General features: G+C 35.1%; 36 protein-coding genes. 35 read left to right on the top strand and 1 reads right to left on the bottom strand.

Annotation, left to right across the window (positions count from 1 at the left end):
• Nucleotides 1–20: 20 nt before the first annotated feature.
• From rplC to Q0975_RS20755, 35 genes are all read left to right on the top strand, one after another.
• Complete coding sequence (gene rplC, locus Q0975_RS20925) at nucleotides 21–638, top strand: 50S ribosomal protein L3 (RefSeq protein WP_299440268.1); 618 nt, start codon at nucleotides 21–23, stop codon at nucleotides 636–638.
• Nucleotides 638–1,267 (top strand): 50S ribosomal protein L4, encoded by a 630-nt coding sequence (gene rplD / locus Q0975_RS20920; protein WP_027392552.1) that lies wholly within the window; start codon nucleotides 638–640, stop codon nucleotides 1,265–1,267. Before rplC ends, rplD begins: the two co-directional genes overlap by 1 nt.
• Nucleotides 1,268–1,272: 5 nt before the next feature.
• The gene (rplW, locus tag Q0975_RS20915) at nucleotides 1,273–1,563 is read left to right on the top strand and encodes a 50S ribosomal protein L23 (protein WP_091411342.1); all 291 of its coding nucleotides are present in this window, start codon (nucleotides 1,273–1,275) and stop codon (nucleotides 1,561–1,563) included.
• A gap of 9 nt (nucleotides 1,564–1,572) precedes the next feature.
• A complete protein-coding gene (rplB, locus tag Q0975_RS20910) occupies nucleotides 1,573–2,397 on the top strand; it encodes a 50S ribosomal protein L2 (RefSeq protein WP_299440263.1) in 825 nt (274 codons plus the stop codon).
• A 6-nt stretch (nucleotides 2,398–2,403) separates the two neighbouring features.
• Complete coding sequence (gene rpsS / locus Q0975_RS20905; protein ID WP_027392549.1) at nucleotides 2,404–2,682, top strand: 30S ribosomal protein S19; 279 nt, start codon at nucleotides 2,404–2,406, stop codon at nucleotides 2,680–2,682.
• An 8-nt stretch (nucleotides 2,683–2,690) separates the two neighbouring features.
• On the top strand, nucleotides 2,691–3,098 hold the full coding sequence (gene rplV, locus Q0975_RS20900) for a 50S ribosomal protein L22 (RefSeq protein ID WP_118461079.1): 408 nt from the start codon (nucleotides 2,691–2,693) through the stop codon (nucleotides 3,096–3,098).
• Nucleotides 3,099–3,108: 10 nt separating this feature from the next.
• Entirely contained in the window at nucleotides 3,109–3,837 is a 729-nt protein-coding gene (gene rpsC / locus Q0975_RS20895) for a 30S ribosomal protein S3 (RefSeq protein ID WP_027392547.1), read from the top strand.
• Nucleotides 3,838–3,857: 20 nt separating this feature from the next.
• A complete protein-coding gene (rplP, locus tag Q0975_RS20890; protein ID WP_299440262.1) occupies nucleotides 3,858–4,277 on the top strand; it encodes a 50S ribosomal protein L16 in 420 nt (139 codons plus the stop codon).
• Between the two features lie 15 nt (nucleotides 4,278–4,292).
• On the top strand, nucleotides 4,293–4,487 hold the full coding sequence (rpmC, locus tag Q0975_RS20885; protein ID WP_027392545.1) for a 50S ribosomal protein L29: 195 nt from the start codon (nucleotides 4,293–4,295) through the stop codon (nucleotides 4,485–4,487).
• A 12-nt stretch (nucleotides 4,488–4,499) separates the two neighbouring features.
• Nucleotides 4,500–4,757 carry a 30S ribosomal protein S17 gene (rpsQ, locus tag Q0975_RS20880; RefSeq protein WP_027392544.1) on the top strand — a complete coding sequence of 86 codons (258 nt, stop codon included), beginning with the start codon at nucleotides 4,500–4,502 and terminating at the stop codon, nucleotides 4,755–4,757.
• Nucleotides 4,758–4,759: 2 nt separating this feature from the next.
• On the top strand, nucleotides 4,760–5,128 hold the full coding sequence (gene rplN / locus Q0975_RS20875) for a 50S ribosomal protein L14 (protein WP_027392543.1): 369 nt from the start codon (nucleotides 4,760–4,762) through the stop codon (nucleotides 5,126–5,128).
• A 13-nt stretch (nucleotides 5,129–5,141) separates the two neighbouring features.
• Nucleotides 5,142–5,453 (top strand): 50S ribosomal protein L24, encoded by a 312-nt coding sequence (gene rplX / locus Q0975_RS20870; RefSeq protein WP_299440260.1) that lies wholly within the window; start codon nucleotides 5,142–5,144, stop codon nucleotides 5,451–5,453.
• 2 nt (nucleotides 5,454–5,455) lie between these two features.
• Nucleotides 5,456–6,007 (top strand): 50S ribosomal protein L5, encoded by a 552-nt coding sequence (rplE, locus tag Q0975_RS20865; protein ID WP_299440258.1) that lies wholly within the window; start codon nucleotides 5,456–5,458, stop codon nucleotides 6,005–6,007.
• Nucleotides 6,008–6,009: 2 nt separating this feature from the next.
• Complete coding sequence (rpsN, locus tag Q0975_RS20860) at nucleotides 6,010–6,279, top strand: 30S ribosomal protein S14 (protein ID WP_010181917.1); 270 nt, start codon at nucleotides 6,010–6,012, stop codon at nucleotides 6,277–6,279.
• Nucleotides 6,280–6,347: 68 nt separating this feature from the next.
• Nucleotides 6,348–6,746 (top strand): 30S ribosomal protein S8, encoded by a 399-nt coding sequence (gene rpsH, locus Q0975_RS20855; protein ID WP_299440256.1) that lies wholly within the window; start codon nucleotides 6,348–6,350, stop codon nucleotides 6,744–6,746.
• A 20-nt stretch (nucleotides 6,747–6,766) separates the two neighbouring features.
• Entirely contained in the window at nucleotides 6,767–7,309 is a 543-nt protein-coding gene (gene rplF / locus Q0975_RS20850) for a 50S ribosomal protein L6 (RefSeq protein ID WP_299440254.1), read from the top strand.
• A gap of 10 nt (nucleotides 7,310–7,319) precedes the next feature.
• Nucleotides 7,320–7,676 (top strand): 50S ribosomal protein L18, encoded by a 357-nt coding sequence (rplR, locus tag Q0975_RS20845; RefSeq protein WP_299215958.1) that lies wholly within the window; start codon nucleotides 7,320–7,322, stop codon nucleotides 7,674–7,676.
• Between the two features lie 6 nt (nucleotides 7,677–7,682).
• Complete coding sequence (rpsE, locus tag Q0975_RS20840; RefSeq protein ID WP_299440252.1) at nucleotides 7,683–8,207, top strand: 30S ribosomal protein S5; 525 nt, start codon at nucleotides 7,683–7,685, stop codon at nucleotides 8,205–8,207.
• A gap of 12 nt (nucleotides 8,208–8,219) precedes the next feature.
• Nucleotides 8,220–8,399, top strand: a complete 180-nt coding sequence (gene rpmD / locus Q0975_RS20835; RefSeq protein ID WP_299440250.1) for a 50S ribosomal protein L30 — start codon at nucleotides 8,220–8,222, stop codon at nucleotides 8,397–8,399.
• A gap of 9 nt (nucleotides 8,400–8,408) precedes the next feature.
• Complete coding sequence (rplO, locus tag Q0975_RS20830; RefSeq protein ID WP_299440248.1) at nucleotides 8,409–8,861, top strand: 50S ribosomal protein L15; 453 nt, start codon at nucleotides 8,409–8,411, stop codon at nucleotides 8,859–8,861.
• 10 nt (nucleotides 8,862–8,871) lie between these two features.
• Entirely contained in the window at nucleotides 8,872–10,212 is a 1,341-nt protein-coding gene (gene secY / locus Q0975_RS20825; RefSeq protein WP_299440246.1) for a preprotein translocase subunit SecY, read from the top strand.
• Nucleotides 10,212–10,427 (top strand): translation initiation factor IF-1, encoded by a 216-nt coding sequence (gene infA, locus Q0975_RS20820; protein ID WP_010181908.1) that lies wholly within the window; start codon nucleotides 10,212–10,214, stop codon nucleotides 10,425–10,427. The genes secY and infA overlap by 1 nt, the downstream gene beginning before the upstream one ends.
• Before the next feature lie 116 nt (nucleotides 10,428–10,543).
• Nucleotides 10,544–10,660, top strand: coding sequence for a type B 50S ribosomal protein L36 (gene ykgO / locus Q0975_RS20815; protein ID WP_013621733.1), 117 nt, complete (start codon nucleotides 10,544–10,546; stop codon nucleotides 10,658–10,660).
• 2 nt (nucleotides 10,661–10,662) lie between these two features.
• Nucleotides 10,663–11,037, top strand: coding sequence for a 30S ribosomal protein S13 (rpsM, locus tag Q0975_RS20810; protein WP_118461098.1), 375 nt, complete (start codon nucleotides 10,663–10,665; stop codon nucleotides 11,035–11,037).
• An 8-nt stretch (nucleotides 11,038–11,045) separates the two neighbouring features.
• Nucleotides 11,046–11,429: a 30S ribosomal protein S11 gene (gene rpsK, locus Q0975_RS20805; RefSeq protein ID WP_091411316.1), complete on the top strand. Its 384-nt coding sequence runs from the start codon at nucleotides 11,046–11,048 to the stop codon at nucleotides 11,427–11,429.
• Between the two features lie 139 nt (nucleotides 11,430–11,568).
• Complete coding sequence (rpsD, locus tag Q0975_RS20800; protein WP_299440244.1) at nucleotides 11,569–12,174, top strand: 30S ribosomal protein S4; 606 nt, start codon at nucleotides 11,569–11,571, stop codon at nucleotides 12,172–12,174.
• Between the two features lie 23 nt (nucleotides 12,175–12,197).
• Nucleotides 12,198–13,190, top strand: a complete 993-nt coding sequence (locus Q0975_RS20795) for a DNA-directed RNA polymerase subunit alpha (protein ID WP_027392530.1) — start codon at nucleotides 12,198–12,200, stop codon at nucleotides 13,188–13,190.
• A gap of 64 nt (nucleotides 13,191–13,254) precedes the next feature.
• Complete coding sequence (gene rplQ / locus Q0975_RS20790; protein ID WP_299440242.1) at nucleotides 13,255–13,722, top strand: 50S ribosomal protein L17; 468 nt, start codon at nucleotides 13,255–13,257, stop codon at nucleotides 13,720–13,722.
• A 123-nt stretch (nucleotides 13,723–13,845) separates the two neighbouring features.
• The gene (gene carA / locus Q0975_RS20785) at nucleotides 13,846–14,961 is read left to right on the top strand and encodes a glutamine-hydrolyzing carbamoyl-phosphate synthase small subunit (RefSeq protein ID WP_299440240.1); all 1,116 of its coding nucleotides are present in this window, start codon (nucleotides 13,846–13,848) and stop codon (nucleotides 14,959–14,961) included.
• A gap of 186 nt (nucleotides 14,962–15,147) precedes the next feature.
• A complete protein-coding gene (eno, locus tag Q0975_RS20780) occupies nucleotides 15,148–16,440 on the top strand; it encodes a phosphopyruvate hydratase (protein WP_299440238.1) in 1,293 nt (430 codons plus the stop codon).
• A gap of 190 nt (nucleotides 16,441–16,630) precedes the next feature.
• A complete protein-coding gene (locus Q0975_RS20775) occupies nucleotides 16,631–19,903 on the top strand; it encodes a hypothetical protein (RefSeq protein WP_299440236.1) in 3,273 nt (1,090 codons plus the stop codon).
• Between the two features lie 191 nt (nucleotides 19,904–20,094).
• Nucleotides 20,095–21,381 (top strand): citrate synthase, encoded by a 1,287-nt coding sequence (locus tag Q0975_RS20770; RefSeq protein ID WP_299440234.1) that lies wholly within the window; start codon nucleotides 20,095–20,097, stop codon nucleotides 21,379–21,381.
• 216 nt (nucleotides 21,382–21,597) lie between these two features.
• Nucleotides 21,598–22,512 carry an amidinotransferase gene (locus Q0975_RS20765; protein ID WP_299440232.1) on the top strand — a complete coding sequence of 305 codons (915 nt, stop codon included), beginning with the start codon at nucleotides 21,598–21,600 and terminating at the stop codon, nucleotides 22,510–22,512.
• A gap of 3 nt (nucleotides 22,513–22,515) precedes the next feature.
• The gene (gene ctlX, locus Q0975_RS20760) at nucleotides 22,516–23,448 is read left to right on the top strand and encodes a citrulline utilization hydrolase CtlX (protein ID WP_299440230.1); all 933 of its coding nucleotides are present in this window, start codon (nucleotides 22,516–22,518) and stop codon (nucleotides 23,446–23,448) included.
• A 118-nt stretch (nucleotides 23,449–23,566) separates the two neighbouring features.
• Nucleotides 23,567–23,977, top strand: a complete 411-nt coding sequence (locus Q0975_RS20755; protein ID WP_299440228.1) for an Rrf2 family transcriptional regulator — start codon at nucleotides 23,567–23,569, stop codon at nucleotides 23,975–23,977.
• Nucleotides 23,978–23,984: 7 nt separating this feature from the next.
• On the opposite strand, the gene Q0975_RS20750 is transcribed toward Q0975_RS20755, so the two are convergent.
• Nucleotides 23,985–24,611: a chromophore lyase CpcT/CpeT gene (locus Q0975_RS20750; protein ID WP_299440226.1), complete on the bottom strand. Its 627-nt coding sequence runs from the start codon at nucleotides 24,609–24,611 to the stop codon at nucleotides 23,985–23,987.

Raw genomic sequence — 24,611 nt, 5'->3', positions numbered from 1 at the left:
CTAATTAATAATTAATAAATATGTCTGGGTTAATAGGAAAAAAGATCGGCATGACTAGCATCTTCGACGAAAATGGAAAGAATATTCCATGTACGGTAATAGAAGCTGGACCATGTGTGGTTACCCAAGTCAGAACTGAAGAGGTTGATGGTTATGAAGCTATTCAGCTAGGTTTCGATGACAAAGCAGACAAAAATGCTACTAAAGCGGCTTTAGGTCACTTTAAGAAAGCAGGAACTGTTGCTAAACGTAAAGTTGTCGAATTTCAAGGTTTTGAGGAGGAGTACAAATTAGGAGATACAGTAACTGTAGAGCATTTTGCTGAAGGAGAGTTTGTTGATGTTTCAGCAACTTCTAAAGGTAAAGGTTTTCAAGGGGTTGTTAAAAGACATGGCTTTGGTGGTGTTGGACAAGCAACTCACGGTCAGCACAACCGTTTAAGAGCTCCAGGTTCGATAGGTGCGGCATCTTACCCTGCTAGAGTATTCAAAGGAATGCGAATGGCTGGAAGAATGGGTGGAGATCAAGTAAAAATTCAAAACTTAAAAGTGTTAAAAGTGGTTACTGAAAAGAACCTACTTGTTGTGAAAGGGTGTGTTCCTGGACATAAGAACGCTTATGTAACGATTCAGAAGTAATGAAGGTAGCGGTAATCGATATTAACGGAAAAGAAACAGGAAGAAAGGTAGACCTTTCTGATGCTGTTTTCGGTATAGAACCTAATGATCATGCTGTATACTTAGATGTGAAACAGTATTTGGCAAATCAGCGTCAAGGTACTCACAAGGCTAAGGAGCGTGCAGAGATTGTAGGTAGTACAAGAAAGATAAAGAAACAAAAAGGAACTGGTACGGCGAGAGCGGGTAGTATTAAATCTCCTATCTTCAAAGGTGGAGGTAGAATTTTTGGCCCAAGACCACGTAATTATTCTTTTAAATTGAATAAAAATTTAAAAAGATTAGCACGTAAATCTGCGCTAAGTATTAAGGCAAATGACAAGGCAATAACAGTTGTTGAGGACTTCACTTTTGATACAATTAAAACAAAGAATTTTACCTCAGTTTTAAAGTCTTTAGGGCTTGAAGGTAAAAAATCTTTATTTGTGTTGGGAGAGTCAAATAAAAATGTATATTTGTCGTCACGCAATTTAAAAAGCTCTGAAGTTATAACTTCCTCAGAATTAAGTACTTATAAAATACTTAATGCGAAGAATGTTGTTCTTTTAGAAGGTTCTTTGAAAGGAATTGAAACGAATTTAAGTAAATAGAAGCCATGAGTATCTTAATAAAACCTATTATTACGGAAAAGGCTACTGCTGATAGTGAGGTGTATAACCGCTATGGTTTTGTAGTAGATAAAAAAGCGAATAAGGTAGAGATCAAAAAAGCGGTTGAAGCTGCTTATGGAGTATCTGTAACTAAAGTTCGTACGATTAATGTCCGTCCAGACCGAAAAACTCGTTATACAAAAACGGGAATGGTCACTGGTAAAACAAAAGCTGTTAAAAAAGCTATTGTACAGGTGGCGGAAGGTGAAGTAATTGATTTATATAGTAATCTTTAAGACTAAGAAATGTCAGTAAGAAAATTGAAACCAATTACCCCAGGTCAGCGTTTTAGAGTAGTTAATGGGTATGATGCCCTTACTACTGATAAGCCGGAGAAGAGTTTATTGGCTCCGAAAAAAAGATCTGGAGGTAGAAACAATCAAGGAAAAATGACCATGCGCTACAAAGGTGGTGGTCATAAGAAAAGGTATCGTATTATTGATTTTAAACGTGATAAGCAAGGAATCCCTGCTACCGTTGCAACAATAGAGTATGATCCAAACAGAACTGCTTTTATTGCGCTTCTAAACTATCAAGATGGTGAGAAACGTTATGTTATAGCTCAGAATGGTCTACAAGTTGGTCAGAACATTGTTTCTGGATCCAATATAGCTCCAGAAATCGGAAACTCGATGCCACTTAGTGATATCCCTTTAGGAACAATCATTTCTTGTATAGAATTACGTCCTGGTCAAGGTGCTGTTATGGCACGTAGTGCGGGGTCGTTTGCTCAGCTTATGGCTCGTGATGGTAAATTTGCTACGGTAAAATTACCTTCTGGAGAAGTGAGATTGGTATTGATGAGTTGTATGGCAACTATAGGCGCGGTATCTAATAGTGATCACCAATTATTGGTTGGTGGTAAAGCTGGTAGAAGCCGTTGGTTAGGTCGTCGTCCACGTACACGTCCTGTAGTGATGAACCCTGTCGATCACCCAATGGGTGGTGGTGAAGGTAAGTCTTCAGGAGGTCATCCACGTTCTAGAAAAGGTCTTCCTGCAAAAGGATACAGAACCCGTTCTAAGACGAAAGCGAGTAATAAGTATATTGTAGAACGTAGAAAGAAATAATAAGATATGGCACGTTCATTAAAAAAAGGACCTTACATTCACTATAAGTTAGAGAAGAAAGTAGCTGCAAATGTAGAGGCTAATAAAAAGACTGTGATAAAGACTTGGTCAAGAGCATCAATGATATCACCTGATTTTGTTGGTCAAACAATTGCAGTGCATAATGGTCGCCAATTTGTTCCTGTATATATTACAGAAAACATGGTAGGTCATAAGTTAGGAGAGTTTTCGCCAACACGTTCTTTTAGAGGGCACGCTGGTGCTAAAAATAAAGGTAAAAAATAATTTAAGCTATGGGAGTTCGTAAAAGAGAAATGGCAGAAAGAATTAAGGAAGAGAAAAAGCAAATAGCTTTCGCTAAACTTAATAACTGTCCTACGTCACCTCGCAAAATGCGCTTAGTAGCGGATTTGGTTCGTGGTGAAAAAGTTGAAAGAGCACTTCATATTCTTAGATTTAATCCTAAAGAAGCATCACGTCGTTTAGAAAAGTTATTGCTTTCTGCAATAGCAAACTGGCAGGCGAAAAATGAAGACGCTAGCATCGAAGATGCAGATCTTTTTGTAAAAGAGATTCGTGTAGATGGAGGTAGTATGTTAAAAAGACTACGTCCAGCTCCACAGGGTCGTGCACACAGAATAAGAAAACGCTCTAATCACGTTACAATCGTGGTAGCAGCAAAAAATAATACACAAAGCTAATATAAATAGTATGGGACAGAAGACAAATCCAATCGGGAATCGCCTTGGTATCATTAGAGGATGGGAGTCCAACTGGTATGGAGGTAATGACTACGGTGATAAACTTGCCGAAGACGATAAGATTAGAAAGTACGTACACGCACGTTTATCTAAAGCTAGTGTATCTAGAGTAATTATTGAGCGTACGCTTAAACTTGTAACCGTTACTATCACTACTGCTAGACCTGGTATTATTATCGGAAAAGGTGGTCAAGAGGTAGACAAGTTAAAAGAAGAGCTTAAGAAAATTACTGATAAGGAAGTTCAGATCAATATTTTTGAAATCAAAAGACCAGAACTTGATGCATTTTTAGTTGGATCTAGTGTTGCAAGACAGATAGAGAGTCGTATCTCATACCGTCGTGCAATCAAGATGGCTATTGCGGCTGCAATGAGAATGAATGCAGAAGGTATTAAGATTCAGATTTCAGGACGTTTGAATGGGGCAGAAATGGCGCGTTCAGAGTCGTATAAAGATGGTCGTATTCCTTTATCAACATTTAGAGCTGACATAGATTATGCTTTGGTTGAGGCACATACTACTTATGGTAGATTAGGTGTTAAAGTGTGGATTATGAAAGGCGAAGTGTATGGTAAGAGAGAGCTTTCTCCTTTAGTTGGTCTTTCTAAGAAACAAGGAAAAGGAGGCGATAGAGGAGCCGGGCGAGGTGGAAATAATAAATCACGTCGTAGAAAGTAATTTTTTAAAGTAAATTAACAATGTTACAGCCTAAAAGAACAAAATTCCGTAAACAACAAAAAGGACGTATGAAAGGTCTTTCTCAAAGAGGACATACACTTTCTAACGGGACTTTCGGAATTAAATCATTGGATTCAAGTTTTGTTACTGCTAGACAAATAGAAGCAGCACGTATTTCTGCTACTCGTTATATGAAAAGAGAAGGTTCTCTGTGGATTAAAATTTTCCCAGACAAGCCTATTACAAAGAAACCTCTTGAAGTACGTATGGGTAAAGGAAAAGGAGCTGTAGAATATTGGGCAGCAGTAGTAAAACCAGGAAGAATATTATTTGAGATTAGCGGTGTGCCATATGATGTAGCAAAAGAGGCGTTGCGTCTAGCTGCACAAAAGCTTCCGGTAAGAACTAAGTTTATTGTATCAAGAACCTATCAAGGTTAAAATTCAAAAGAGACTATGAAACAATCACAAGTAAAAGAATCGTCTACAGCCGAATTGCAAGAAGAACTTGGTAAATCTCGTAAAGAGTATTCAGATTTAAAAATGGCTCACGCTATGTCTCCATTAGAAAACCCTTTACAATTACGTAAAGTTAGAAGATCTATTGCAAGAATGGCGACTGAGTTAACTAAAAGAGAATTAAACGGTTAATTCTGCTGAAAGATGGAAAAAAGAAACTTAAGAAAAGAGCGTATAGGTGTAGTTACTAGTAACAAGATGCAAAAATCAATCGTTGTTGCTGAAGTAAAAAAAGTGAAACACCCGATGTACGGAAAGTTCGTGTTAAAAACAAAGAAATATGTTGCACACGACGAGAAAAATGACTGCAATATTGGTGATACTGTAAAGATCATGGAAACACGACCTATGAGTAGAACCAAATGCTGGAGATTAGTAGAAGTAATTGAAAGAGCGAAGTAATTATGGTACAACAAGAGTCTAGATTAAAAGTAGCAGACAACACAGGTGGTAAAGAAGTTTTAGTTATCCGTGTTTTAGGTGGTACAAAAAGAAGATACGCCTCTGTAGGAGACAAGATCGTTGTCAGTGTTAAAGAAGCAACTCCTAATGGAAACATTAAAAAAGGAGCGGTTTCTACTGCAGTTGTAGTTCGTACCAAGAAAGAAGTGCGCAGACCAGATGGTTCTTATATTCGTTTCGACGATAATGCTTGTGTTCTTTTGAACCCAGCAGGAGAAATGAGAGGAACACGTGTTTTTGGTCCTGTAGCAAGAGAACTTCGTGATAAGCAGTTCATGAAGATTGTTTCACTAGCGCCAGAAGTGCTTTAATAGTATAGCAAAGATGACAAAGCTAAAAATTAAATCAGGAGATACAGTAAAAGTTGTTGCTGGAGACAATAAAGGTCAACAGGGAACGGTACAGAAAGTATTGAAAGATAAGAACAAGGCAATTGTAGAAGGTGTAAACCTTGTGTCTAAACACCAAAAGCCTAGTGCTGCTAATCCACAAGGTGGTATAGTGAAGCAAGAAGCAGCTATTCATATTTCAAACTTAACATTGTTAACCTCTAATGGTGAAGCGACAAGAGTTGGGTATAGAGTAGAAGGAGATAAGAAAGTAAGATTTTCTAAAAAATCTAATGAAGTAATATAGTTATGGCTTATATCCCAAGACTAAAACAAGAGTATAAGGACAGAGTAATGTCTACTCTTACAGAAGAATTCAGTTATAGTAATGTAATGGAAGTACCAAAACTTAAAAAAATTGTTTTAAGTAGAGGTGTAGGTGCAGCTGTAGCAGATAAGAAGTTAATTGACTACGCTGTAGACGAATTAACAATGATAACAGGTCAAAAAGCCGTTGCTACGATTTCTAAAAAGGATGTTGCAACTTTCAAGTTACGTAAAGGAATGCCAATTGGCGCGAAGGTTACGTTAAGAGGTGAAAGAATGTATGAATTTTTAGATCGTTTAATTACTTCAGCTTTACCTCGTGTTAGAGATTTCAATGGAATTAATGCTACTGGTTTTGATGGTAGAGGTAATTACTCTTTAGGAATTACTGAACAGATCATTTTTCCGGAAATAGATATCGATAAAGTGAATAAGATTTCAGGAATGAATATCACTTTCGAAACTTCCGCGACAACAGATAAAGAAGCAAAATCATTGTTAACAGAACTAGGAGTACCTTTTAAAAAGAATTAATTATGGCTAAAGAATCAATGAAAGCCCGTGAGGTGAAGAGAGCAAAAACAGTTGCTAAATATGCTGAAAAACGTAAAGCTTTGAAAGAAGCTGGAGATTATGAAGCATTACAGAAGCTACCGAAAAATGCATCTCCAATCCGTATGCACAATCGTTGTAAATTAACAGGAAGACCAAAAGGATATATGCGTCAATTTGGTATTTCTCGTGTTACATTTAGAGAGATGGCTAATCAAGGATTAATTCCAGGAGTAACTAAAGCTAGTTGGTAATAATAAAAAATTAATTGATCTAAGGTTCGATTAGACTAATTGAAAACCAAGATCATAAATTATATACAATGAATACAGATCCTATAGCAGATTATTTAACCAGAATTCGTAATGCAAATAGTGCTCAACATAGAGTTGTTGAGATTCCTGCATCAAAGGTTAAAAAAGAGATCACTAAAATATTATTCGATCAAGGGTATATTTTAAGTTATAAATTTGAAGATAATACAACGCAAGGTAGTATTAAGATAGCTCTTAAATACAATAAATTGACCAAAGAACCTGTAATAAAAGAATTGCAAAGAATCAGTAAGCCTGGTTTACGTAAATATGCAGGTTCAAGTGAAATACCAAGAATCCTTAACGGATTGGGTATTGCAATTATTTCTACTTCTCATGGTGTAATGACTGGTAAACAGGCTAAGCAAGAGAATGTAGGTGGAGAAGTACTTTGTTACGTATATTAACAGTATAAAAGACAAAAGAAATGTCAAGAATAGGAAAAAATCCAGTAACTATTCCGTCTGGTGTCACTGTAGAGGTGACAGGTAATGTTGTTACTGTTAAAGGAAAATTAGGAGAGCTTTCACAAGAGATCGATAGTATCAAGGTGAAGGTAGAAGAAGGTCAGGTTGTTCTAGAAAGACCTACTGAAGCTAAAGATCATAAGGCAAAGCACGGTTTATACAGGGCTTTGATAAATAATATGGTACAAGGTGTGTCAGAAGGTTATACCAAAGAATTAGAATTGGTAGGAGTAGGTTATAGAGCTTCTAACCAAGGACAGAAATTGGACTTAGCTTTAGGTTTCTCTCACAATATCGTACTAGATATTGCTCCAGAGGTGAAAATAGAGACTATATCTGAAAAAGGTAAAAACCCGATCGTAAAATTAACTTCTCACGATAAACAATTAGTGGGACAGGTAGCAGCTAAAATTAGAGGTTTCCGTAAGCCAGAACCATACAAAGGTAAAGGAGTTAAATTCGTAGGAGAACAATTAAGAAGAAAAGCAGGTAAATCTGCATAATAACGAAGTTATGGCATTCTCAAAAGATTTAAGAAGATTAAAAATCAGAAAGCGAATCCGCGGAACAGTAAGCGGAACAGAACAACGTCCTAGATTATCTGTTTTTAGAAGTAATAAAGAAATCTATGCGCAAATCATAGACGATGTAACCGGTAAAACTATTGGTTCAGCTTCTTCAAGAGATAAAGATATTGCTGCTGCATCAGGAAATAAAGCAGAAAAAGCAAGCTTGGTAGGTAAAGCCCTTGCTGAAAAAGCTAAAAAAGCAGGTGTAGATACTGTGTCCTTTGATAGAGGAGGGTATTTATATCACGGTAGAGTAAAATCATTGGCTGAAGGAGCTAGAGAAGCAGGACTTAAATTCTAAGAAATTATGTATCAAAAATATAAAAACGCAGAATTAGTAAAACCAAGTGGACTTGAATTAAAAGACCGTTTAGTTGGAGTACAACGTGTTACTAAAGTAACTAAAGGAGGTAGAGCATTCGGATTTTCTGCTATTGTAGTTGTAGGAGATGAAAATGGTGTTGTTGGTCACGGTTTAGGTAAGTCTAAAGAAGTTGCGGAAGCTATTGCAAAAGCAGTAGAAGATGCTAAGAAAAATTTAGTTCGTATACCGTTAACTAAAGGTACGTTACCTCACGAACAAAAAGGTAAGTATGGTGGAGCAAGAGTATTATTAATGCCTGCTGCAACTGGTACAGGAGTTATTGCTGGTGGAGCAATCCGTGCAGTATTAGAAGCTGTAGGTGTACACGATGTACTGTCTAAAAATCAAGGATCGTCTAACCCACACAATGTGGTGAAAGCAACTTTTGATGCTTTATTGCAAATGCGAAGTGCAGCGCAAGTAGCAAAACAAAGAGGTGTTTCATTAGATAAAGTGTTTAAAGGATAAATATTAGGAACGATGGCAAAGATTAAAGTTAAGAAAGTAAAGAGCGCTATTAACCGTACTCAAAGACAAAAAAGAACTTTGGAAGCTTTAGGGCTTAAAAGGATTGGTCAGGTTGTTGAGCACGATGACACTCCTAATATCCTTGGGATGGTAAATAAAGTTAAACATTTAGTTTCTGTAGAAACAAAATAATATAAGCACATGGATTTAAGTAACTTAAAACCTGCTGCAGGTTCAGTAAAAAATAACAGTAAGCGATTAGGTCGTGGTCAGGGTTCTGGTAAAGGTGGAACTGCTGCTCGTGGTCATAAAGGAGCAAAATCACGTTCTGGGTATTCTAGAAAAATTGGTTTTGAAGGAGGGCAGATGCCTCTTCAAAGACGTGTACCTAAATTTGGTTTCACGAACATCAATAGAAAAGAATATCAAGGTGTCAATTTAGATACCTTACAGAAGTTAGTTGATGCTGGTAAAATAACTGATACCGTTGATCTAGACGTGATATTAGATACACGTCTTGCAGGAAAAAATGATTTAGTTAAGATACTGGGTAGAGGTGAATTGAAGGCTAAGTTAAAAGTCTCAGCTCATAAATTTACAGCCACGGCTAAAGCAGCTATAGAAGCAGCAGGTGGTGAAGCAGTAACCTTATAAAAGACATTTCATGAAATTTATTGATACAATAAAAAACATTTGGAAAATCGAAGAGCTAAAAAATAGAATCTTAGTTACGCTAGGATTGCTTTTAGTATATCGTTTTGGAGCGCAAGTTGTACTTCCAGGAGTAGATGCGGCAGAATTGGCTAATTTGGGTACTCAAACCCAAGATGGTCTGTTAGGATTACTTAATGCGTTTACTGGAGGGGCGTTTGCGAATGCTTCCGTATTTGCGTTAGGAATCATGCCTTATATATCTGCTTCTATTGTTGTGCAGTTGATGGGAATAGCTATTCCTTACCTTCAAAAATTACAAAAAGAAGGAGAAAGTGGAAGAAAGAAAATTAATCAGATTACTCGTTGGTTGACTATAGCAATTACATTGGTTCAAGGACCAGGTTATATCTATAACTTGTTTGCTACACTTCCTCCTGCAGCTTTTAGTGGAGAGATTAGTCAAACTGTTTTCGTTGTATCATCTGTAATTATCTTGACTACTGGGTGTATTTTTGCTATGTGGTTAGGTGAAAAAATTACTGATAAAGGTATTGGTAATGGTATTTCATTATTAATTATGGTAGGTATTATAGCTACATTACCTCAATCGTTTGTGCAGAATTTTATATCTAGAACTTCAGGTGAAGGAGGAGATATTATTATGGTACTGATTGAATTGGTGATATGGTTTGTAATTATATTAGCATCTGTACTATTGGTAATGGCTGTGCGTCAAATTCCGGTACAGTATGCTAGAAGAACAGCTAGTGGAGGGTACGAAAAGAATGTTTTTGGTTCACGTCAATATATACCATTAAAACTTAATGCTTCTGGAGTAATGCCTATTATATTTGCTCAGGCGATTATGTTTATTCCGGCTGCTGTAGCAGGTCTTTCAGAATCTGAAACGTCGCAAGGTATAGCTGCTGCATTTAGTGATATTTTTGGACTATGGTATAATTTGTTATTCGGATTATTAATCATAGTATTCACGTACTTTTATACAGCTATTACGGTTCCAACCAATAAAATGGCAGATGATTTAAAAAGAAGTGGTGGTTTTATTCCAGGAATCAGACCAGGAAGTGAAACAGCTGAGTATTTAGATAAAATAATGTCACAAATAACATTGCCAGGATCTGTGTTTTTAGCGTTAATTGCTGTTTTTCCAGCAATTGCTGTAAAGCTTTTAGGTGTTCAGCAAGGTTGGGCTTTGTTTTTTGGAGGAACTTCACTACTTATTATGGTGGGTGTAGCAATCGATACAATGCAACAAGTTAATTCATATCTTTTGAATAGACATTACGATGGATTGATGAAAACTGGTAAAAACCGTAAAGCAGTAGCATAATGGCAAAACAACCAGCAATAGAACAAGACGGAAGTATAATCGAAGCATTGTCTAATGCAATGTTTCGAGTAGAATTAGAAAATGGTCACGTAGTGACAGCTCATATCTCTGGTAAAATGCGTATGCATTATATAAAATTATTACCAGGAGATAAGGTTAAGTTAGAAATGAGTCCTTATGATTTATCAAAGGCTCGTATAACATACAGATACTAATAATTTTAAGAATATTAGTTAATTAAGATTTTTTACGTACTTTTGCGGGCTGAAAATCTTGTTAACGAGACCTTCTGAAATGCTTAATATGTATTTTCAGGATTAAACACAAAGAGATGAAAGTTAGAGCATCAATAAAAAAGAGAAGTGCCGAGTGCAAGATTGTGCGTAGAAAAGGCCGACTTTACGTAATTAATAAAAAGAATCCTAGATTTAAACAAAGACAAGGGTAATTATGGCAAGAATTGCAGGGGTAGATATACCTAAACAAAAGCGAGGAGTTATAGCATTAACCTATATCTTCGGAATTGGTAGAAGTAGAGCAAAAGAAATTTTAGCTGCTGCCAAAGTAGATGAGAGTATAAAAGTTTCTGACTGGGATGATGATCAAATTGGTCGTATTCGTGAAGCTGTGGGAACCTTTACTATAGAAGGAGAATTACGTTCTGAAGTACAGTTGAACATCAAACGTCTTATGGATATAGGATGTTATAGAGGTATCCGTCACAGAGCCGGTTTACCACTTAGAGGACAACGTACTAAGAATAACTCGAGAACTCGTAAAGGAAGAAGAAAAACAGTTGCTAACAAGAAAAAAGCGACTAAATAATAAGTAGTATGGCAAAGTCAACTTCAAAAAAACGTAAAGTAATTGTTGAATCTGTAGGAGAAGCACATGTAACTGCTTCTTTTAACAACATTATTGTGTCGTTAACTAATAAAAAGGGAGACGTTATTTCTTGGTCTTCAGCTGGTAAAATGGGATTTAGAGGTTCTAAAAAGAACACTCCATATGCTGCACAATTAGCGGCAGAAGATGCTTCTAAAGTAGCAATCGAAGCTGGACTTAAGAAAGTGAAGGTATACGTTAAAGGACCTGGAAATGGTAGGGAATCTGCAATAAGATCTCTTCATAATTCAGGAATTGAAGTTTCAGAAATTATAGATGTAACTCCAATGCCACATAACGGATGTCGTCCTCCAAAAAGACGTAGAGTATAATAATTGTATCCCGAATTTTTCGGGATCTTTTATACTTCATATATAGTAATTAAAGTAAGTCTAAAAGAGGAATAAAGGATTATCGAAGGAAAGAGACCTTAATTCATAACCTCCTCTAAAAAATTAAATTAATAATATAATGGCAAGATATACTGGTCCAAAAACTAAAATCGCTCGTAAGTTTGGTGAGGCGATATTCGGAGACGATAAGTCATTCGAAAAAAGAAATTATCCTCCTGGTCAACACGGAAACAATAGACGTAGAGGTAAAAAAAGTGAATATGCAATCCAGTTAATGGAAAAGCAAAAAGCAAAATATACTTACGGTGTACTAGAACGTCAATTCCGTAATATGTTTGAAAAAGCTACAAGATCACAAGGAATTACCGGTGAGGTTTTACTACAGTTGTGTGAATCTCGTTTGGATAATGTTGCTTTTAGAATGGGATTATCAAATTCTCGTAGCGGTGCTAGACAATTAGTTTCTCACAGGCATATTACCGTAAATGGGGAATTAGTTAATATTCCATCTTACCAATTAAAGCCTGGAGATGTTGTAGGCGTAAGAGAAAAATCAAAATCATTAGAAGTTATTCAAAACTCACTTGCTAATAATAGTAAAGTATACGAGTGGATTACTTTCAATAATGACACTAAACAAGGTACTTTCGTATCTGTTCCGGCAAGAATTCAAATTCCGGAAAACATCAACGAACAATTCATCGTCGAATTATATTCGAAGTAATAACTCTTAGAAGAAACAGTAATATGGCAATATTAAATTTTCAGAAGCCCGATAAAGTTATCATGATCGACTCCAGTGAGTTTGATGGTAAATTTGAATTTAGACCATTAGAACCAGGGTACGGATTGACAGTTGGTAACGCTTTACGAAGAGTTTTGCTATCTTCTTTAGAGGGATTCGCTATAACTTCTTTAAGAATTGAAGGGGTAGATCATGAGTTTTCTACGATTTCTGGAGTTGTAGAAGATGTAACAGAAATTATCCTGAATCTTAAACAAGTACGTTTTAAGCGTCAGATAGAGGATATCGACAATGAGTCTGTTACAATTTCAATTTCTGGTCAAGAGCAATTGACCGCTGGAGATTTTCAAAAATTTATTTCAGGTTTCCAAGTCCTTAATCCGGATTTAGTTATCTGTAATATGGATAAGAAGGTAGCACTAAACCTTGAGATTACCATCGAGAAGGGAAGAGGTTATGTTCCAGCAGAAGAAAATAAAAAGGCTAACGCTCCAATAGGAACAATTTTTACTGACTCAATTTATACTCCTATTAAGAATGTTAAGTATAGTATTGAGAATTATCGTGTAGAGCAAAAGACAGATTACGAAAAATTAGTTTTCGAAATTGTTACTGATGGATCAATACATCCAAAAGATGCATTGACTGAAGCAGCAAAAATCTTAATTCACCACTTTATGTTATTCTCTGATGAGCGTATTACATTAGAAGCTGATGAAATTGCTCAGACAGAAACATATGATGAGGAATCATTGCATATGAGACAATTGTTAAAAACTAAGTTGATAGATATGGATCTTTCTGTAAGAGCACTTAATTGTTTGAAAGCTGCAGAGGTAGATACATTAGGAGACTTGGTTTCATATAACAAAAACGACTTAATGAAGTTCCGTAACTTTGGTAAGAAATCTTTAACAGAGCTGGAAGAGCTTGTAAACGTTAAAGGACTTAATTTCGGTATGGATCTTTCTAAATATAAATTAGATAAAGACTAACACATCATATTTTGCTCTCTGCACGAGGTAGATTGAGCAAGATGATGCTTAAATTTTTAATGTCATGAGACACGGAAAAAAAGTAAACCACTTAGGTAGAAAGACAGCGCATCGTAAAGCTATGCTTGCTAATATGGCTTGTTCTTTAATAGAGCACAAGAGAATAAATACTACTGTAGCTAAAGCAAAAGCGCTTAAGCAATTCGTAGAGCCATTGGTAACAAAGTCTAAAGAAGATACTACTCATAATCGTCGTATCGTTTTTAGTAAATTACGAAACAAGTATGCAGTAGCAGAATTGTTTAGAGATGTAGCGGCTAAAGTAGGTGATAGACCTGGAGGATATACTAGAATTATTAAGCTAGGTAATCGTCTTGGTGATAATGCTGATATGGCAATGATAGAGTTGGTTGATTACAACGAACTTTATAATGCAGGTAAGCCGGCTAAGAAGAAATCTACTCGTAGAGGTAGAACTAAGAAAACTGAGACAGCCCCAGTGGTTGAAACAACTAGTTCTGAAGAAGAATAAATGAAATGTGAATTACACATAATTTTAAAGGATAAACGTTCATCGTTTATCCTTTTTTTTTGAATATTTTTAAAAAAATTTTAAATCCTGCAATAGGAAATTAAATAGCAAAAGATAAATAGGATGAAATATCAATCTCGAAAAAAAGCAATTGTTTTATTGGCAGACGGTACTATTTTTTATGGAAAAGCCGTTGGTAAAGAGGGTACCGCATTTGGTGAAGTCTGTTTTAATACTGGAATGACAGGATATCAGGAGATTTTTACAGATCCTTCGTATTTCGGACAATTAATGGTTACAACTAATGCTCATATTGGTAATTATGGAACCAATCATGAAGAAGTAGAATCAGATTCTATAAAAATCGCTGGTCTAATTGTTAAAAATTTTAGTTATGAATTCTCTCGTGATCTTGCGGATCAGTCTTTACAAGATTTTTTGGAAAAACATAACTTATTGGCGATATCAGACGTAGATACGCGTGCTTTGGTGAGTTATATTCGAGACAATGGAGCTATGAATGCTCTAATTTCTACAGAAATTGAAAATATTGATTCATTAAAAAAACAGTTAGCAGCAGTTCCTGATATGAATGGGTTAGAATTAGCTTCTAAGGTTTCGACCAAGGAACCTTATTTTTTTGGTGATCCAACAGCGACATATAAAATTTCTGCTTTAGATATTGGGGTGAAAAAGAATATACTTCGTAATCTGGCAAAAAGAGATGCTTATATTAAAGTGTTTCCTTTTGATACTACTTTTGAAGAAATGAGTGAATGGGAGCCTGATGGTTATTTTCTTTCCAATGGACCTGGTGATCCAGAACCATTATCACAAGCTATAAAAACAGCACAAGACATAATTAAAAGGGATTTGCCTTTGTTTGGAATTTGTTTAGGACATCAGGTAATAGCATTAGCTAATGGTATTAGTACCTATAAAATGCACCATGGTCATAGAGGAATTAATCACCCTGTGAAGAACCTAATTACTGGAAAAGGAGAAATTACATCTCAAAATCATGGTTTTGCTATTAATAGAGAAGAAACAGAGAATAATGCTGATATTGAGATAACACATGTTCATTTAAATGATCATACGGTAGCTGGGATAAGAATGAAGAATAAAAATTGTTTCTCAGTACAATATCATCCAGAAGCCAGTCCAGGGCCAAATGATTCAATCTATTTATTCGATGAGTTTATAAACAATATTAAAAAAGCAAAGGTAGAAGCTTAATTTTTTTTGATTTGTTGCAAATCCTATAGAGTTGAATCAATAAGTTGATCTATAACGTTATAGTTGATAACTTGTTGTTTTCACTAAGGTTTAAGCAATAAATTAAGAGATTTTCGAAGGTATTTAAGTTTACCGGTTTTGTATATTGCGAAGAATTAAAATTATCCAACAAAAACAAATCAAGAAATGAGTGTAATTATAAATATTCACGCTAGACAAATTTTAGATTCACGTGGTAACCCTACAGTAGAAGTAGACGTGATTACCGAAAATGGCGTTTTAGGAAGAGCGGCAGTTCCTTCTGGAGCTTCAACGGGAGAGCACGAAGCTGTTGAGCTTAGAGATGGTGGAAGTGATTATATGGGTAAAGGAGTTAAAAAGGCAGTAGAAAATGTAAATACCATAATTGCTGAAGAATTATTAGGATATTCGATATTTGATCAAAATTTGTTAGATCTAACAATGATCGAATTAGATGGAACTCCTAATAAGTCTAAGCTAGGAGCAAATGCTATCTTAGGTGTTTCTTTAGCTGCTGCAAAAGCGGCAGCAAACGAGCTTAATATGCCGTTATATCGTTATGTAGGAGGAGTAAGTGCAAATACACTACCTGTTCCGATGATGAATATTATCAATGGAGGATCTCATAGTGATGCACCAATTGCGTTTCAAGAGTTTATGGTGATGCCAGTAAAAGCAAAAAATTTCACTCATGCTATGCAAATGGGAACTGAAATTTTTCATAATTTAAAGAAAGTACTTCATGATAGAGGATTAAGTACCGCTGTGGGAGATGAGGGAGGTTTTGCACCAACATTGGATGGAACGGAAGATGCTTTGGATTCTATTGCTTTAGCTGTTGAGAAGGCTGGATATAAATTTGGAGATGAAGTAATGGTTGCTTTAGATTGTGCTGCGGCTGAGTTTTTTGTAGATGGTAAATATGATTATACTAAATTCGAAGGAAAAACAGGCGTTATAAGAACAAGCGAGGAACAAGCTGATTACTTGGCTGAGTTAGCTGCCAAATACCCTATAGTATCTATTGAAGATGGTATGGATGAAAATGATTGGGATGGATGGAAATATTTAACGGAAAAGGTCGGTGACAAAGTACAACTAGTCGGCGATGATTTGTTTGTAACCAATGTAGAAAGATTGTCAAGAGGAATTGAAAATGGTATTGCTAATTCAATTCTAATTAAGGTAAATCAAATAGGAACACTTACAGAAACGATAGCAGCTGTAAATATGGCGCATAATGCAGGGTATACCTCTGTAATGTCACATCGTTCTGGTGAAACCGAAGATAATACTATAGCCGATTTAGCGGTGGCCTTAAATACAGGTCAAATTAAAACAGGTTCTGCATCACGTAGTGATAGAATGGCAAAGTATAATCAACTACTTCGCATAGAAGAAGAATTAGGTGTTGTAGCCTATTATCCAAAGGAGAAAGCTTTTAAAGTTAAAAAATAAATTAATATTTGTAGGAAAAAGCTCACTAATAAGTGAGCTTTTTTTATTACAAATAAGCTGTGTTTGATGTGTTTTTGAACGACGAAAAGCACTTTTTTGACGGTAAAACGCTGATTTTTAACTTATTTTAACTATTTTCGAAGGCTGAGTAAGTAATTTTTAATACTTTCGCGGAATCAAAACACATTATATGAAGAGACTTTTACTATTGTTCTTCTTACTGGCTTTATCAACTAATTTTACATTCGGTAACGAATCTATTATTGAGAATGATGTTGCAGATATTTTAAATAGTCTTAACTTATCATTTAATGATACGTCAGGTGAAGAGTTCGAAAAAATAGAAGTGCTTAATGCTACTTTTGATTATACCCCATCAGAATTTTGTCAGAGCGATATAGATCCTATCCCTAATGTGACAACTCCTGGAGGAACATTCACTAGTACAATGGGATTAGTTTTTGCTAATTCGACTACAGGAGAAATTGATCTCAGTGCAAGTACACCTGGAACGTATCCAGTTACCTATACTGTCCCTAGTGGAAGCCCCTTGACTTTTATGCAGAATGTAACAATTCATTCATCAGATCCAACAACTATAATATATAATGCTAGTGGAACAACATCTACAACGTTATGTACATCTGGTTCGAATCCCACTCCAGTAATCACTGGTGTGACTGGAGGTGAGTTTACTAGCTCTCCTGCTGGATTAGTATTTGTTGGAGGCGGAGGAGGATCCGAATTTATCATAAAGCCTGGAAATGGAAATAGCAGGATGAAATCTTTTACTGGCAAAATGGCATCTACTACTGGACAAATTGATCTGGGTGCATCAACAGCTGGAGAGTATACTGTGGAATACACAGCACCAGGTGGATGTGTTATCGCTACACATACCGTGAAAATAGTAAGTACTTTAGATCCAAATTTCTCTTATGCTTCTGATAGCTATTGTAGTGATGATATCAACCCTATCATCCCTGTCTTAAATGAGGTGATACCAGAAACTGCTAACCAAGTATTTCTTGCTGGAGCAGGTTTGGCAATGAATGCGTCTACAGGAGTTATTAGTCCAGGTTCCTCTTCACCAGGAACATATTTTGTGAATAGATTTGTTACAAATAATTGCCAAGGATCAACAAGTTCTGCAGCTCCTTTTATCATAAATATTGTTTCCTCTGGAAATCCTTCTTTCTCTTATGATAGTACATCTTTTTGTAAAACAAGTACCAATCCGGCGGCCACCATATCGGGAACCGGGGGAGGAACTTTTACAAGTACCGATGTTAATTTAGTATTTGCAAATGCCAATACAGGTGAGATTGATTTAGTAGCAACTCCAATCGGAACATATCCGATTGTTTATGAGTTAACAGGAAATTGTGCTGCAACAAGTGCTCCTCAGAATATTACCATTACAGGAGCAGACACATCGTTTAGTTATACGTCAATAGAGTTTTGCGGTGATGATGTAGATCCATCGCCAACTATTACAGGAACTACAGGTGGAATTTTTTCTAATAGTTCAACTTCTGGTTTGTCTATAGATCCTAATACAGGTATAATTGATATAAGTGGAAGTATTTTGGGTGCTCACGAGATTACATATACTATAACTGGAGCTTGTACTGCTTCAAGTACATTTAATCTTACTATAACAGCTGCTGGTATTGCAGAATTTAATTACTCATCTTCCACCTATTGTAAATCAGATAGTAATCCTGTTCCAATTATAACGGGAACAAATGGTGGTACCTTCAGTAGTACAGATGTAAACTTAATATTTTTGGATATTAATACGGGAGAAATTGATTTGGCAACGACTCCATTAGGAATATATCCTATTGTTTATGAAGTTTCTGGAAGTTGTGGTTCAACAAGTATTCCTCAGAACATAACAATTACAAGTGAAGATGCTACATTTAGCTATACAGCTACAGATTATTGCAGTGGTGATGTAGATCCTTCTCCTTCAATTACAGGAACAACTGGGGGAACCTTTACTAATAGTTCAGCTTCTGGATTATCAATAGATTCAGGTTCAGGTATAATCGATCTGGATGCTAGTACAACTGGAGCTCACGAAATAACATATACTACACCTGGTTTATGTGCTGTTACTAGCACTTTTGATATTACTATTACAGCAAATAGCACTGCTGATTTTAACTATTCTTCTTCTGTGTTTTGTGAAGCTGATAGTAACCCAGTGCCAAGTGTTTCAGGAACAAGTAGCGGTTTGTTTAGTAGTACAACAGGATTGGTTTTTGCAAATACAGGTACTGGAGAAATAGATTTGTCAGCAACTACTCCTGGAATGTATACAATTAATTATGTGATATCTGGCCTGTGTGGAATAACTGTTCAAAAAGATATTACTATTAATAGTGCAAATCCAACACTTTCATTTGAAACCAGCATAGATGATGCTACGTATATGGCCAATCCGGCAGAAACGATAGATGTCGAAATCGGTAGGAAATTAGAATTGCGTTTTCCAGAACCATTTAATGGAACAGTATCTTGGTCTGGACCGAATTCTTTTTCGGGTACAGGTACAGAAATAATAGTGTCTAATGATATACAGATGATCGATTCTGGCACATATACAGCGACTGTTACTTTTGATATAGATTGTGGATCAGCACCAACAGTGTATAACTTTGTAGTAAATGCCCTTAATAATATAGTTAGAGTTTCTCCTAAGGTGTTTTTGCAAGGAGCAATGTTAGGCAGCACAGATAATTTGATGAGGGATGATCTTAGGGTTTCGGGTTATCTACCAAACAACACTCCTTATAGTGATGGAGTATCTGTCGATGGTACTATTTTTAATGATGCCGCTGTAGATGATGATGATATTGTTGATTGGGTATTTATAGAGCTGCGTGATGCAACTACCAATACAACAATCATAGATTCACAATCTGCTTTTGTACAAAGAGATGGAGATATTGTAGATATGAATGGGGATTCTGAGATTACTATGACTGCTACTTCCGGTGGGAGCTATTTTGTTGTTGTTAAACATAGAAATCATCTAGGAATAATGACTAATGTGGCAATTACCTTAGATATCACTACTACTATTTTAGATTTTAGAGATGGTTCACAAATGACGAACGGTTTGAATGCTCAGACATCTAACGGGATGCCAGTTGGAACTGTGGGTATGTGGGCTGGTGATGCGACTCAAAATGGAACAATAAATATAATCGGTTCTCCAAATGATAGTGTTTTTATTAGAGATACCGTTTTAAACGACCCTATAAATCTAGCTATTCAGTTTTATGGGTTTTCGGTTTCAGGATATAATAATGCTGATGTAAATATGAATGGACAAACAAATATTGTAGGAATTGGAAACGATGCCAATGTAATAAGAGATAATATATTAAATCACCCTATTAATATTTTTATACAGTTTTATGGATTTACAATAACTGGGCAAATTCCGTAGCCTGATTTATTAGTTTTTCTAAAAATATCATATGTTTAAAAAGAGGATTAGTAATACTTCCTCTTTTTTTTGTGAATAATTTTAAAGCAATGTTGTAAGGTCAAAATAGATAGTGCGATTAATAATATATTAACACTATATTTTGTAATTTAGCAACCCTTATTATAACAGCAAAATTCTAAATAATCACAATGTCAAAAAAAGCTACTTTAGAAATCGACGGTAACAAATATGAGTTCCCAATAATAGAAGGAACTGAACAAGAATTAGGAATTGATATCAAAACTCTTAGAAGCGCCACAGGAGGTATAACCACCATAGATCCTGGATTTAAAAACACAGGAAGCTGTGAGAGCGCAATCACTTTTCTGGATGGAGAAAAAGGAATTCTAAGATACAGAGGATATTCTATAGAAGAGTTAGCTGAGAAAGCTGATTTTTTGGAAGTTGCTTACTTATTGATTTTTGGAGAATTACCGACAGCTGAAGAGCTAGATAAATTTGATAAAGATATAAAAGAAGAATCTCATGTAGATGAAGATATGAAGAGAATCCTTGATGGATTTCCAAAGAGTGCACACCCGATGGGAGTTCTTTCTTCTTTAACAAGTGCGTTGATAGCTTTTAATCCAATGTCTGTAGATGTGGATTCTGAAGAAGCTATGTATAATGCCATAGTGAAAATAATGGCTAAGTTCCCCGTTCTTGCAGCTTGGACTATGAGAAAGCGTAAAAGTCTTCCTTTAGATTATGGAGATAGTTCATTAGGATATGTAGAGAATTTACATAAAATGATGTTCTCAAGACCTAATAAAACATATGAAGCTAATAAAATTGTTAATGATGCTTTAGATAAGTTACTTATTCTACACGCAGATCATGAACAGAATTGCTCAACTTCAACAGTACGAATTGTGGGTTCTTCTCATGCTGGACTATTTACATCATTATCAGCGGGAATTTCTGCTTTATGGGGTCCATTACATGGAGGAGCAAACCAAGCGGTTATAGAAATGCTTGAGGCGATTAAAGAAGATGGAGGAGACACAGCAAAATATATAAACAAAGCAAAAGATAAAGAAGATTCTTTCCGTTTAATGGGATTTGGACATAGAGTATATAAAAACTTTGATCCTAGGGCTAAGATAATTAAGGTAGCTGCAGAAGAAGTTCTTGGAGATTTAGGAATAGAAGATCCTGTTCTTGATATTGCTAAAGGTCTTGCTAAAGTTGCTTTAGAAGACGAATATTTTGTGAAGAGAAAATTATATCCTAATGTAGATTTCTATTCCGGTATTATATATAGAGCTTTAGGAATACCTACAGAGATGTTTACGGTAATGTTCGCACTAGGAAGATTACCTGGTTGGATTGCGCAATGGAGAGAAATGCGTCTTCGTAAGGAACCAATTGGTAGACCAAGACAGATATATGTTGGAGAAAATTATAGAGCATTTAAGACAGTTTCTGAAAGATAAGAAAGCTTTTAAAATGAAAAGGGTGTTGAATTACTTCAACACCCTTTTTTTTGTGAAATTATCAATATATAGTTTTAATAAATAGCTAATTTCAGAATTTGATAAAAAGTTGATATTTTTTTTGAATAAAATTAGTATCAAAATAATACCTCTTCCTATATTTGTTCAATCAGTAAAGCTGATTAGAAACGATAATTTTACCTTAAAATCAGACCATTGAAATTAAATATTAAAAATGAAACTTCAAGACTTAGAGCAGTTGTATTAGGGACAGCTGTAAGTAATGGTCCAATTCCAAAAATTGAAGAAGCATATGATCCTAAATCTATAGAACATATCAAAGCTGGCAGCTATCCTAAAGAGTCAGATATGGTTTCGGAAATGGAAGGGGTTGCGAAAGTTTTTGAGAAATATGAAGTAAAAGTATATAGACCTGAAATATTAGATAGTTATAATCAGATTTTTGCAAGAGACATTGCATTAGTTATCGAGAATAAATTTATAAAATCAAATATACTTCCCGATAGAGAAAAGGAAATTAAAGCTATTCAGTATGTTATTGATCAAATTAATCCTGAAAATGTATATAAAGCCCCATCGGAGGATATTCATTTTGAAGGAGGTGATATTATCATTCATAATGATCATATTTTTATAGGAACCTATAAAGGAGAAGATTACAGTGATTGTATTGTAGCAAGAACAAACATGAAAGGGGTAGAATATATTAAATCGCTTTTTCCAAATAAAATAGTCAAGGAGTTTGATCTCAATAAATCTATGGATGACCCAAGAGATAATGCCTTACATTTAGATTGCTGTTTTCAACCTGTAGGTAAAAATAAAGCTATAATTCATAAAGAAGGATTTAGAAATTTAGATGATTATAAGTACTTAGTTGACTTTTTTGGAAAAGAGAACCTATTTCATATCAATAGAGATGAAATGTATTATATGAATTCAAATATATTTTCTATATCAGAAGATGTGGTGATTTCTGAGAAAAGTTTTACTAGATTAAACACTTGGCTACGTAGCTTTAATATAACGGTAGAAGAGGTTTCTTATTCGGAAATAGCAAAGCAAGAGGGTCTTTTACGTTGTTCTACAATGCCATTGATAAGAGATTAGATAATGAAACAAATTACAAATACTATAGTAATGATTCGTCCGGTTAAGTTTAGGATGAACGAACAAACAGCAGTTAATAACTATTATCAGAATGCGTCGGATAATAGTGTAGAAGACGTTAATGCAAAAGCACAAAAAGAGTTTGATGTTTTTATAGAAAAGCTCGAATCAATAGGCGTTAATGTTGTTGTTATAGAGGATAAGTTAGAAAATGATACACCAGATTCTATTTTTCCGAATAACTGGGTTTCTTTTCACGAAAATGGAGATGTAGGTTTATATCCAATGTTTGCCGTTAATAGAAGAAGAGAACGCCGTCCTGAAGTACTTGATATTATTGAAAATACTGGTTTTGAAATAAAAAACATAGTTGATTACACAGAGGCAGAAGAGGACGATGTTTTTCTTGAAGGTACTGGAAGTCTTGTTTTGGATAGAGTACATAAAAAAGCATACTGTGCATTATCAGCACGAGCTGATGAAGAATTGCTTATTGAATTCTGCGAAGATTTTGAGTATACTCCTGTCATTTTTACTGCATATCAAACGGTTAATGATGAACGATTAGCAATTTATCATACTAATGTTATGATGGGAATTGGGGAGACTTTTGTGGTGGTATGTGTGGATTGCATAGATGATAAAAAAGAACGTAAAAATCTTATAAATCATCTAAAGAATGATGGCAAGGAAATAATTAAAATTACTGAAGATCAGGTAAATAACTTTGCTGGAAATATGTTACAGGTAGTTGGCGCCAATGAAAAACCATATTTGGTGATGTCTTCCGCAGCATATAATAGTTTGTCTAAGGATCAAATATCAAAAATAGAAGGACATTGTGCAATTCTTCATAGTGATTTGCAAACAATAGAAAAATTAGGTGGAGGAAGTGCTCGGTGTATGATGGCAGAAGTTTTTCTTCCGAAAAAATAATTTTCACCATTCGTATTATTACATTTGTGATTACCAGAACTTAATAATAGGTATAAGACATTAGTTAAAATACGATGTGATATCTTTTGACTATTTTTGAGTATAATAAATTTATCAGATGCTTTCGAAGAAAACAAAATACGGATTAAAAGCGTTGACTTATATCGCCAGAAAAAGGTGTGAACATCCTGTATTAATATCCGAGATAGCTAAGAGCGAAAATATTTCTCAAAAATTTTTAGAAAGTATATTACTTACACTTCGTAAAAACGGTTTATTGGGTTCCAAGAAAGGAAAAGGTGGTGGATATTACTTGATTAAAGAACCTAAAGAAATTTCAATGGCTGCGGTAATAAGGGTGTTAGAAGGGCCTATAGCAATGTTGCCTTGTGTGAGTTTGAATTTTTATGAAAAATGTGATGATTGTCCTGATGAGGATGCTTGTACCGTACACAAGCTAATGATTGAAGTGAGGGATAATACTTTAAAAGTTTTAGAAAATAAAACATTAGGAGATTTTATGGACTAATCCTTAATTAATTTTCGGAAACACGAATAAACTTATAAGGTCCTTGAATTTTACCCCATACCTGTTTTCCATTATGATCATAACCTCTATCCCAAGAGGTGATTTTTTTTCTGCTAATCACTATATTCCCTGTTGTATAGGATATTTTTTCACTAAAGCTGCTTGAACAAGTTCCCTTTTTAGTTTTTCCCTGATAGATAGTAGAGGTTTTCTTTTTGAAATATACATCGCACCCTTCTCTGATCTTTAAGCTGTCAATATTCAAATGATTAAAAAGAGATACATCTTTCCAGGCATTGGTGTATTTTTTTTGATTTGGAATAATATAACTGACACTGCTAAGGGTAACGCTATCTACTCTTCGAATATTCAGAATTCTTTGATTGTACATTAAGGTGCTGTTTTTTTCATCATATAGTTCCTGATATAACCAATACCCTGATCTACCTTTCCAAATAGGTTCGTTAATAAGACTAATTGCGGAATACCCTGATTCTAGTTCTGATTGTTTTTTAGAAGAAAACTTCCCTGATAATAGTTTTACGAAATCGTCTAGTTGTGGATCATCACTTTTTTTTGTGCTACAACTGGAAGTAAACACTAAAAGAATAAGAAATAGGAATGATCTCCGCAT

Source organism: uncultured Aquimarina sp. (assembly GCF_947500065.1).
Taxonomy (GTDB): domain Bacteria; phylum Bacteroidota; class Bacteroidia; order Flavobacteriales; family Flavobacteriaceae; genus Aquimarina.
Note: the sequence above shows the minus strand (reverse complement) of the source record. Positions and strands in the feature narration are given on the sequence as shown.

Coding starts and splice junctions, on each gene's coding strand:
- rplE (WP_299440258.1), top strand. CDS start 5,456: ATGGCTTATATCCCAAGACTAAAACAAGAGTATAAGGACAGAGTAATG.
- Q0975_RS20795 (WP_027392530.1), top strand. CDS start 12,198: ATGGCAATATTAAATTTTCAGAAGCCCGATAAAGTTATCATGATCGAC.
- rplD (WP_027392552.1), top strand. CDS start 638: ATGAAGGTAGCGGTAATCGATATTAACGGAAAAGAAACAGGAAGAAAG.
- rpsE (WP_299440252.1), top strand. CDS start 7,683: ATGTATCAAAAATATAAAAACGCAGAATTAGTAAAACCAAGTGGACTT.
- ctlX (WP_299440230.1), top strand. CDS start 22,516: ATGAAACAAATTACAAATACTATAGTAATGATTCGTCCGGTTAAGTTT.
- rplW (WP_091411342.1), top strand. CDS start 1,273: ATGAGTATCTTAATAAAACCTATTATTACGGAAAAGGCTACTGCTGAT.
- infA (WP_010181908.1), top strand. CDS start 10,212: ATGGCAAAACAACCAGCAATAGAACAAGACGGAAGTATAATCGAAGCA.
- Q0975_RS20750 (WP_299440226.1), bottom strand. CDS start 24,611: ATGCGGAGATCATTCCTATTTCTTATTCTTTTAGTGTTTACTTCCAGT.
- rplR (WP_299215958.1), top strand. CDS start 7,320: ATGGCATTCTCAAAAGATTTAAGAAGATTAAAAATCAGAAAGCGAATC.
- Q0975_RS20755 (WP_299440228.1), top strand. CDS start 23,567: ATGCTTTCGAAGAAAACAAAATACGGATTAAAAGCGTTGACTTATATC.
- rpsM (WP_118461098.1), top strand. CDS start 10,663: ATGGCAAGAATTGCAGGGGTAGATATACCTAAACAAAAGCGAGGAGTT.
- rpsD (WP_299440244.1), top strand. CDS start 11,569: ATGGCAAGATATACTGGTCCAAAAACTAAAATCGCTCGTAAGTTTGGT.
- rpsH (WP_299440256.1), top strand. CDS start 6,348: ATGAATACAGATCCTATAGCAGATTATTTAACCAGAATTCGTAATGCA.
- rpsK (WP_091411316.1), top strand. CDS start 11,046: ATGGCAAAGTCAACTTCAAAAAAACGTAAAGTAATTGTTGAATCTGTA.
- secY (WP_299440246.1), top strand. CDS start 8,872: ATGAAATTTATTGATACAATAAAAAACATTTGGAAAATCGAAGAGCTA.
- rplF (WP_299440254.1), top strand. CDS start 6,767: ATGTCAAGAATAGGAAAAAATCCAGTAACTATTCCGTCTGGTGTCACT.
- rplV (WP_118461079.1), top strand. CDS start 2,691: ATGGGAGTTCGTAAAAGAGAAATGGCAGAAAGAATTAAGGAAGAGAAA.
- rplP (WP_299440262.1), top strand. CDS start 3,858: ATGTTACAGCCTAAAAGAACAAAATTCCGTAAACAACAAAAAGGACGT.
- rpmD (WP_299440250.1), top strand. CDS start 8,220: ATGGCAAAGATTAAAGTTAAGAAAGTAAAGAGCGCTATTAACCGTACT.
- rplC (WP_299440268.1), top strand. CDS start 21: ATGTCTGGGTTAATAGGAAAAAAGATCGGCATGACTAGCATCTTCGAC.
- rplN (WP_027392543.1), top strand. CDS start 4,760: ATGGTACAACAAGAGTCTAGATTAAAAGTAGCAGACAACACAGGTGGT.
- rpsC (WP_027392547.1), top strand. CDS start 3,109: ATGGGACAGAAGACAAATCCAATCGGGAATCGCCTTGGTATCATTAGA.
- rpmC (WP_027392545.1), top strand. CDS start 4,293: ATGAAACAATCACAAGTAAAAGAATCGTCTACAGCCGAATTGCAAGAA.
- rplQ (WP_299440242.1), top strand. CDS start 13,255: ATGAGACACGGAAAAAAAGTAAACCACTTAGGTAGAAAGACAGCGCAT.
- Q0975_RS20775 (WP_299440236.1), top strand. CDS start 16,631: ATGAAGAGACTTTTACTATTGTTCTTCTTACTGGCTTTATCAACTAAT.
- ykgO (WP_013621733.1), top strand. CDS start 10,544: ATGAAAGTTAGAGCATCAATAAAAAAGAGAAGTGCCGAGTGCAAGATT.
- rplB (WP_299440263.1), top strand. CDS start 1,573: ATGTCAGTAAGAAAATTGAAACCAATTACCCCAGGTCAGCGTTTTAGA.
- carA (WP_299440240.1), top strand. CDS start 13,846: ATGAAATATCAATCTCGAAAAAAAGCAATTGTTTTATTGGCAGACGGT.
- Q0975_RS20770 (WP_299440234.1), top strand. CDS start 20,095: ATGTCAAAAAAAGCTACTTTAGAAATCGACGGTAACAAATATGAGTTC.
- rpsN (WP_010181917.1), top strand. CDS start 6,010: ATGGCTAAAGAATCAATGAAAGCCCGTGAGGTGAAGAGAGCAAAAACA.
- eno (WP_299440238.1), top strand. CDS start 15,148: ATGAGTGTAATTATAAATATTCACGCTAGACAAATTTTAGATTCACGT.
- rpsQ (WP_027392544.1), top strand. CDS start 4,500: ATGGAAAAAAGAAACTTAAGAAAAGAGCGTATAGGTGTAGTTACTAGT.
- rplO (WP_299440248.1), top strand. CDS start 8,409: ATGGATTTAAGTAACTTAAAACCTGCTGCAGGTTCAGTAAAAAATAAC.
- rplX (WP_299440260.1), top strand. CDS start 5,142: ATGACAAAGCTAAAAATTAAATCAGGAGATACAGTAAAAGTTGTTGCT.
- rpsS (WP_027392549.1), top strand. CDS start 2,404: ATGGCACGTTCATTAAAAAAAGGACCTTACATTCACTATAAGTTAGAG.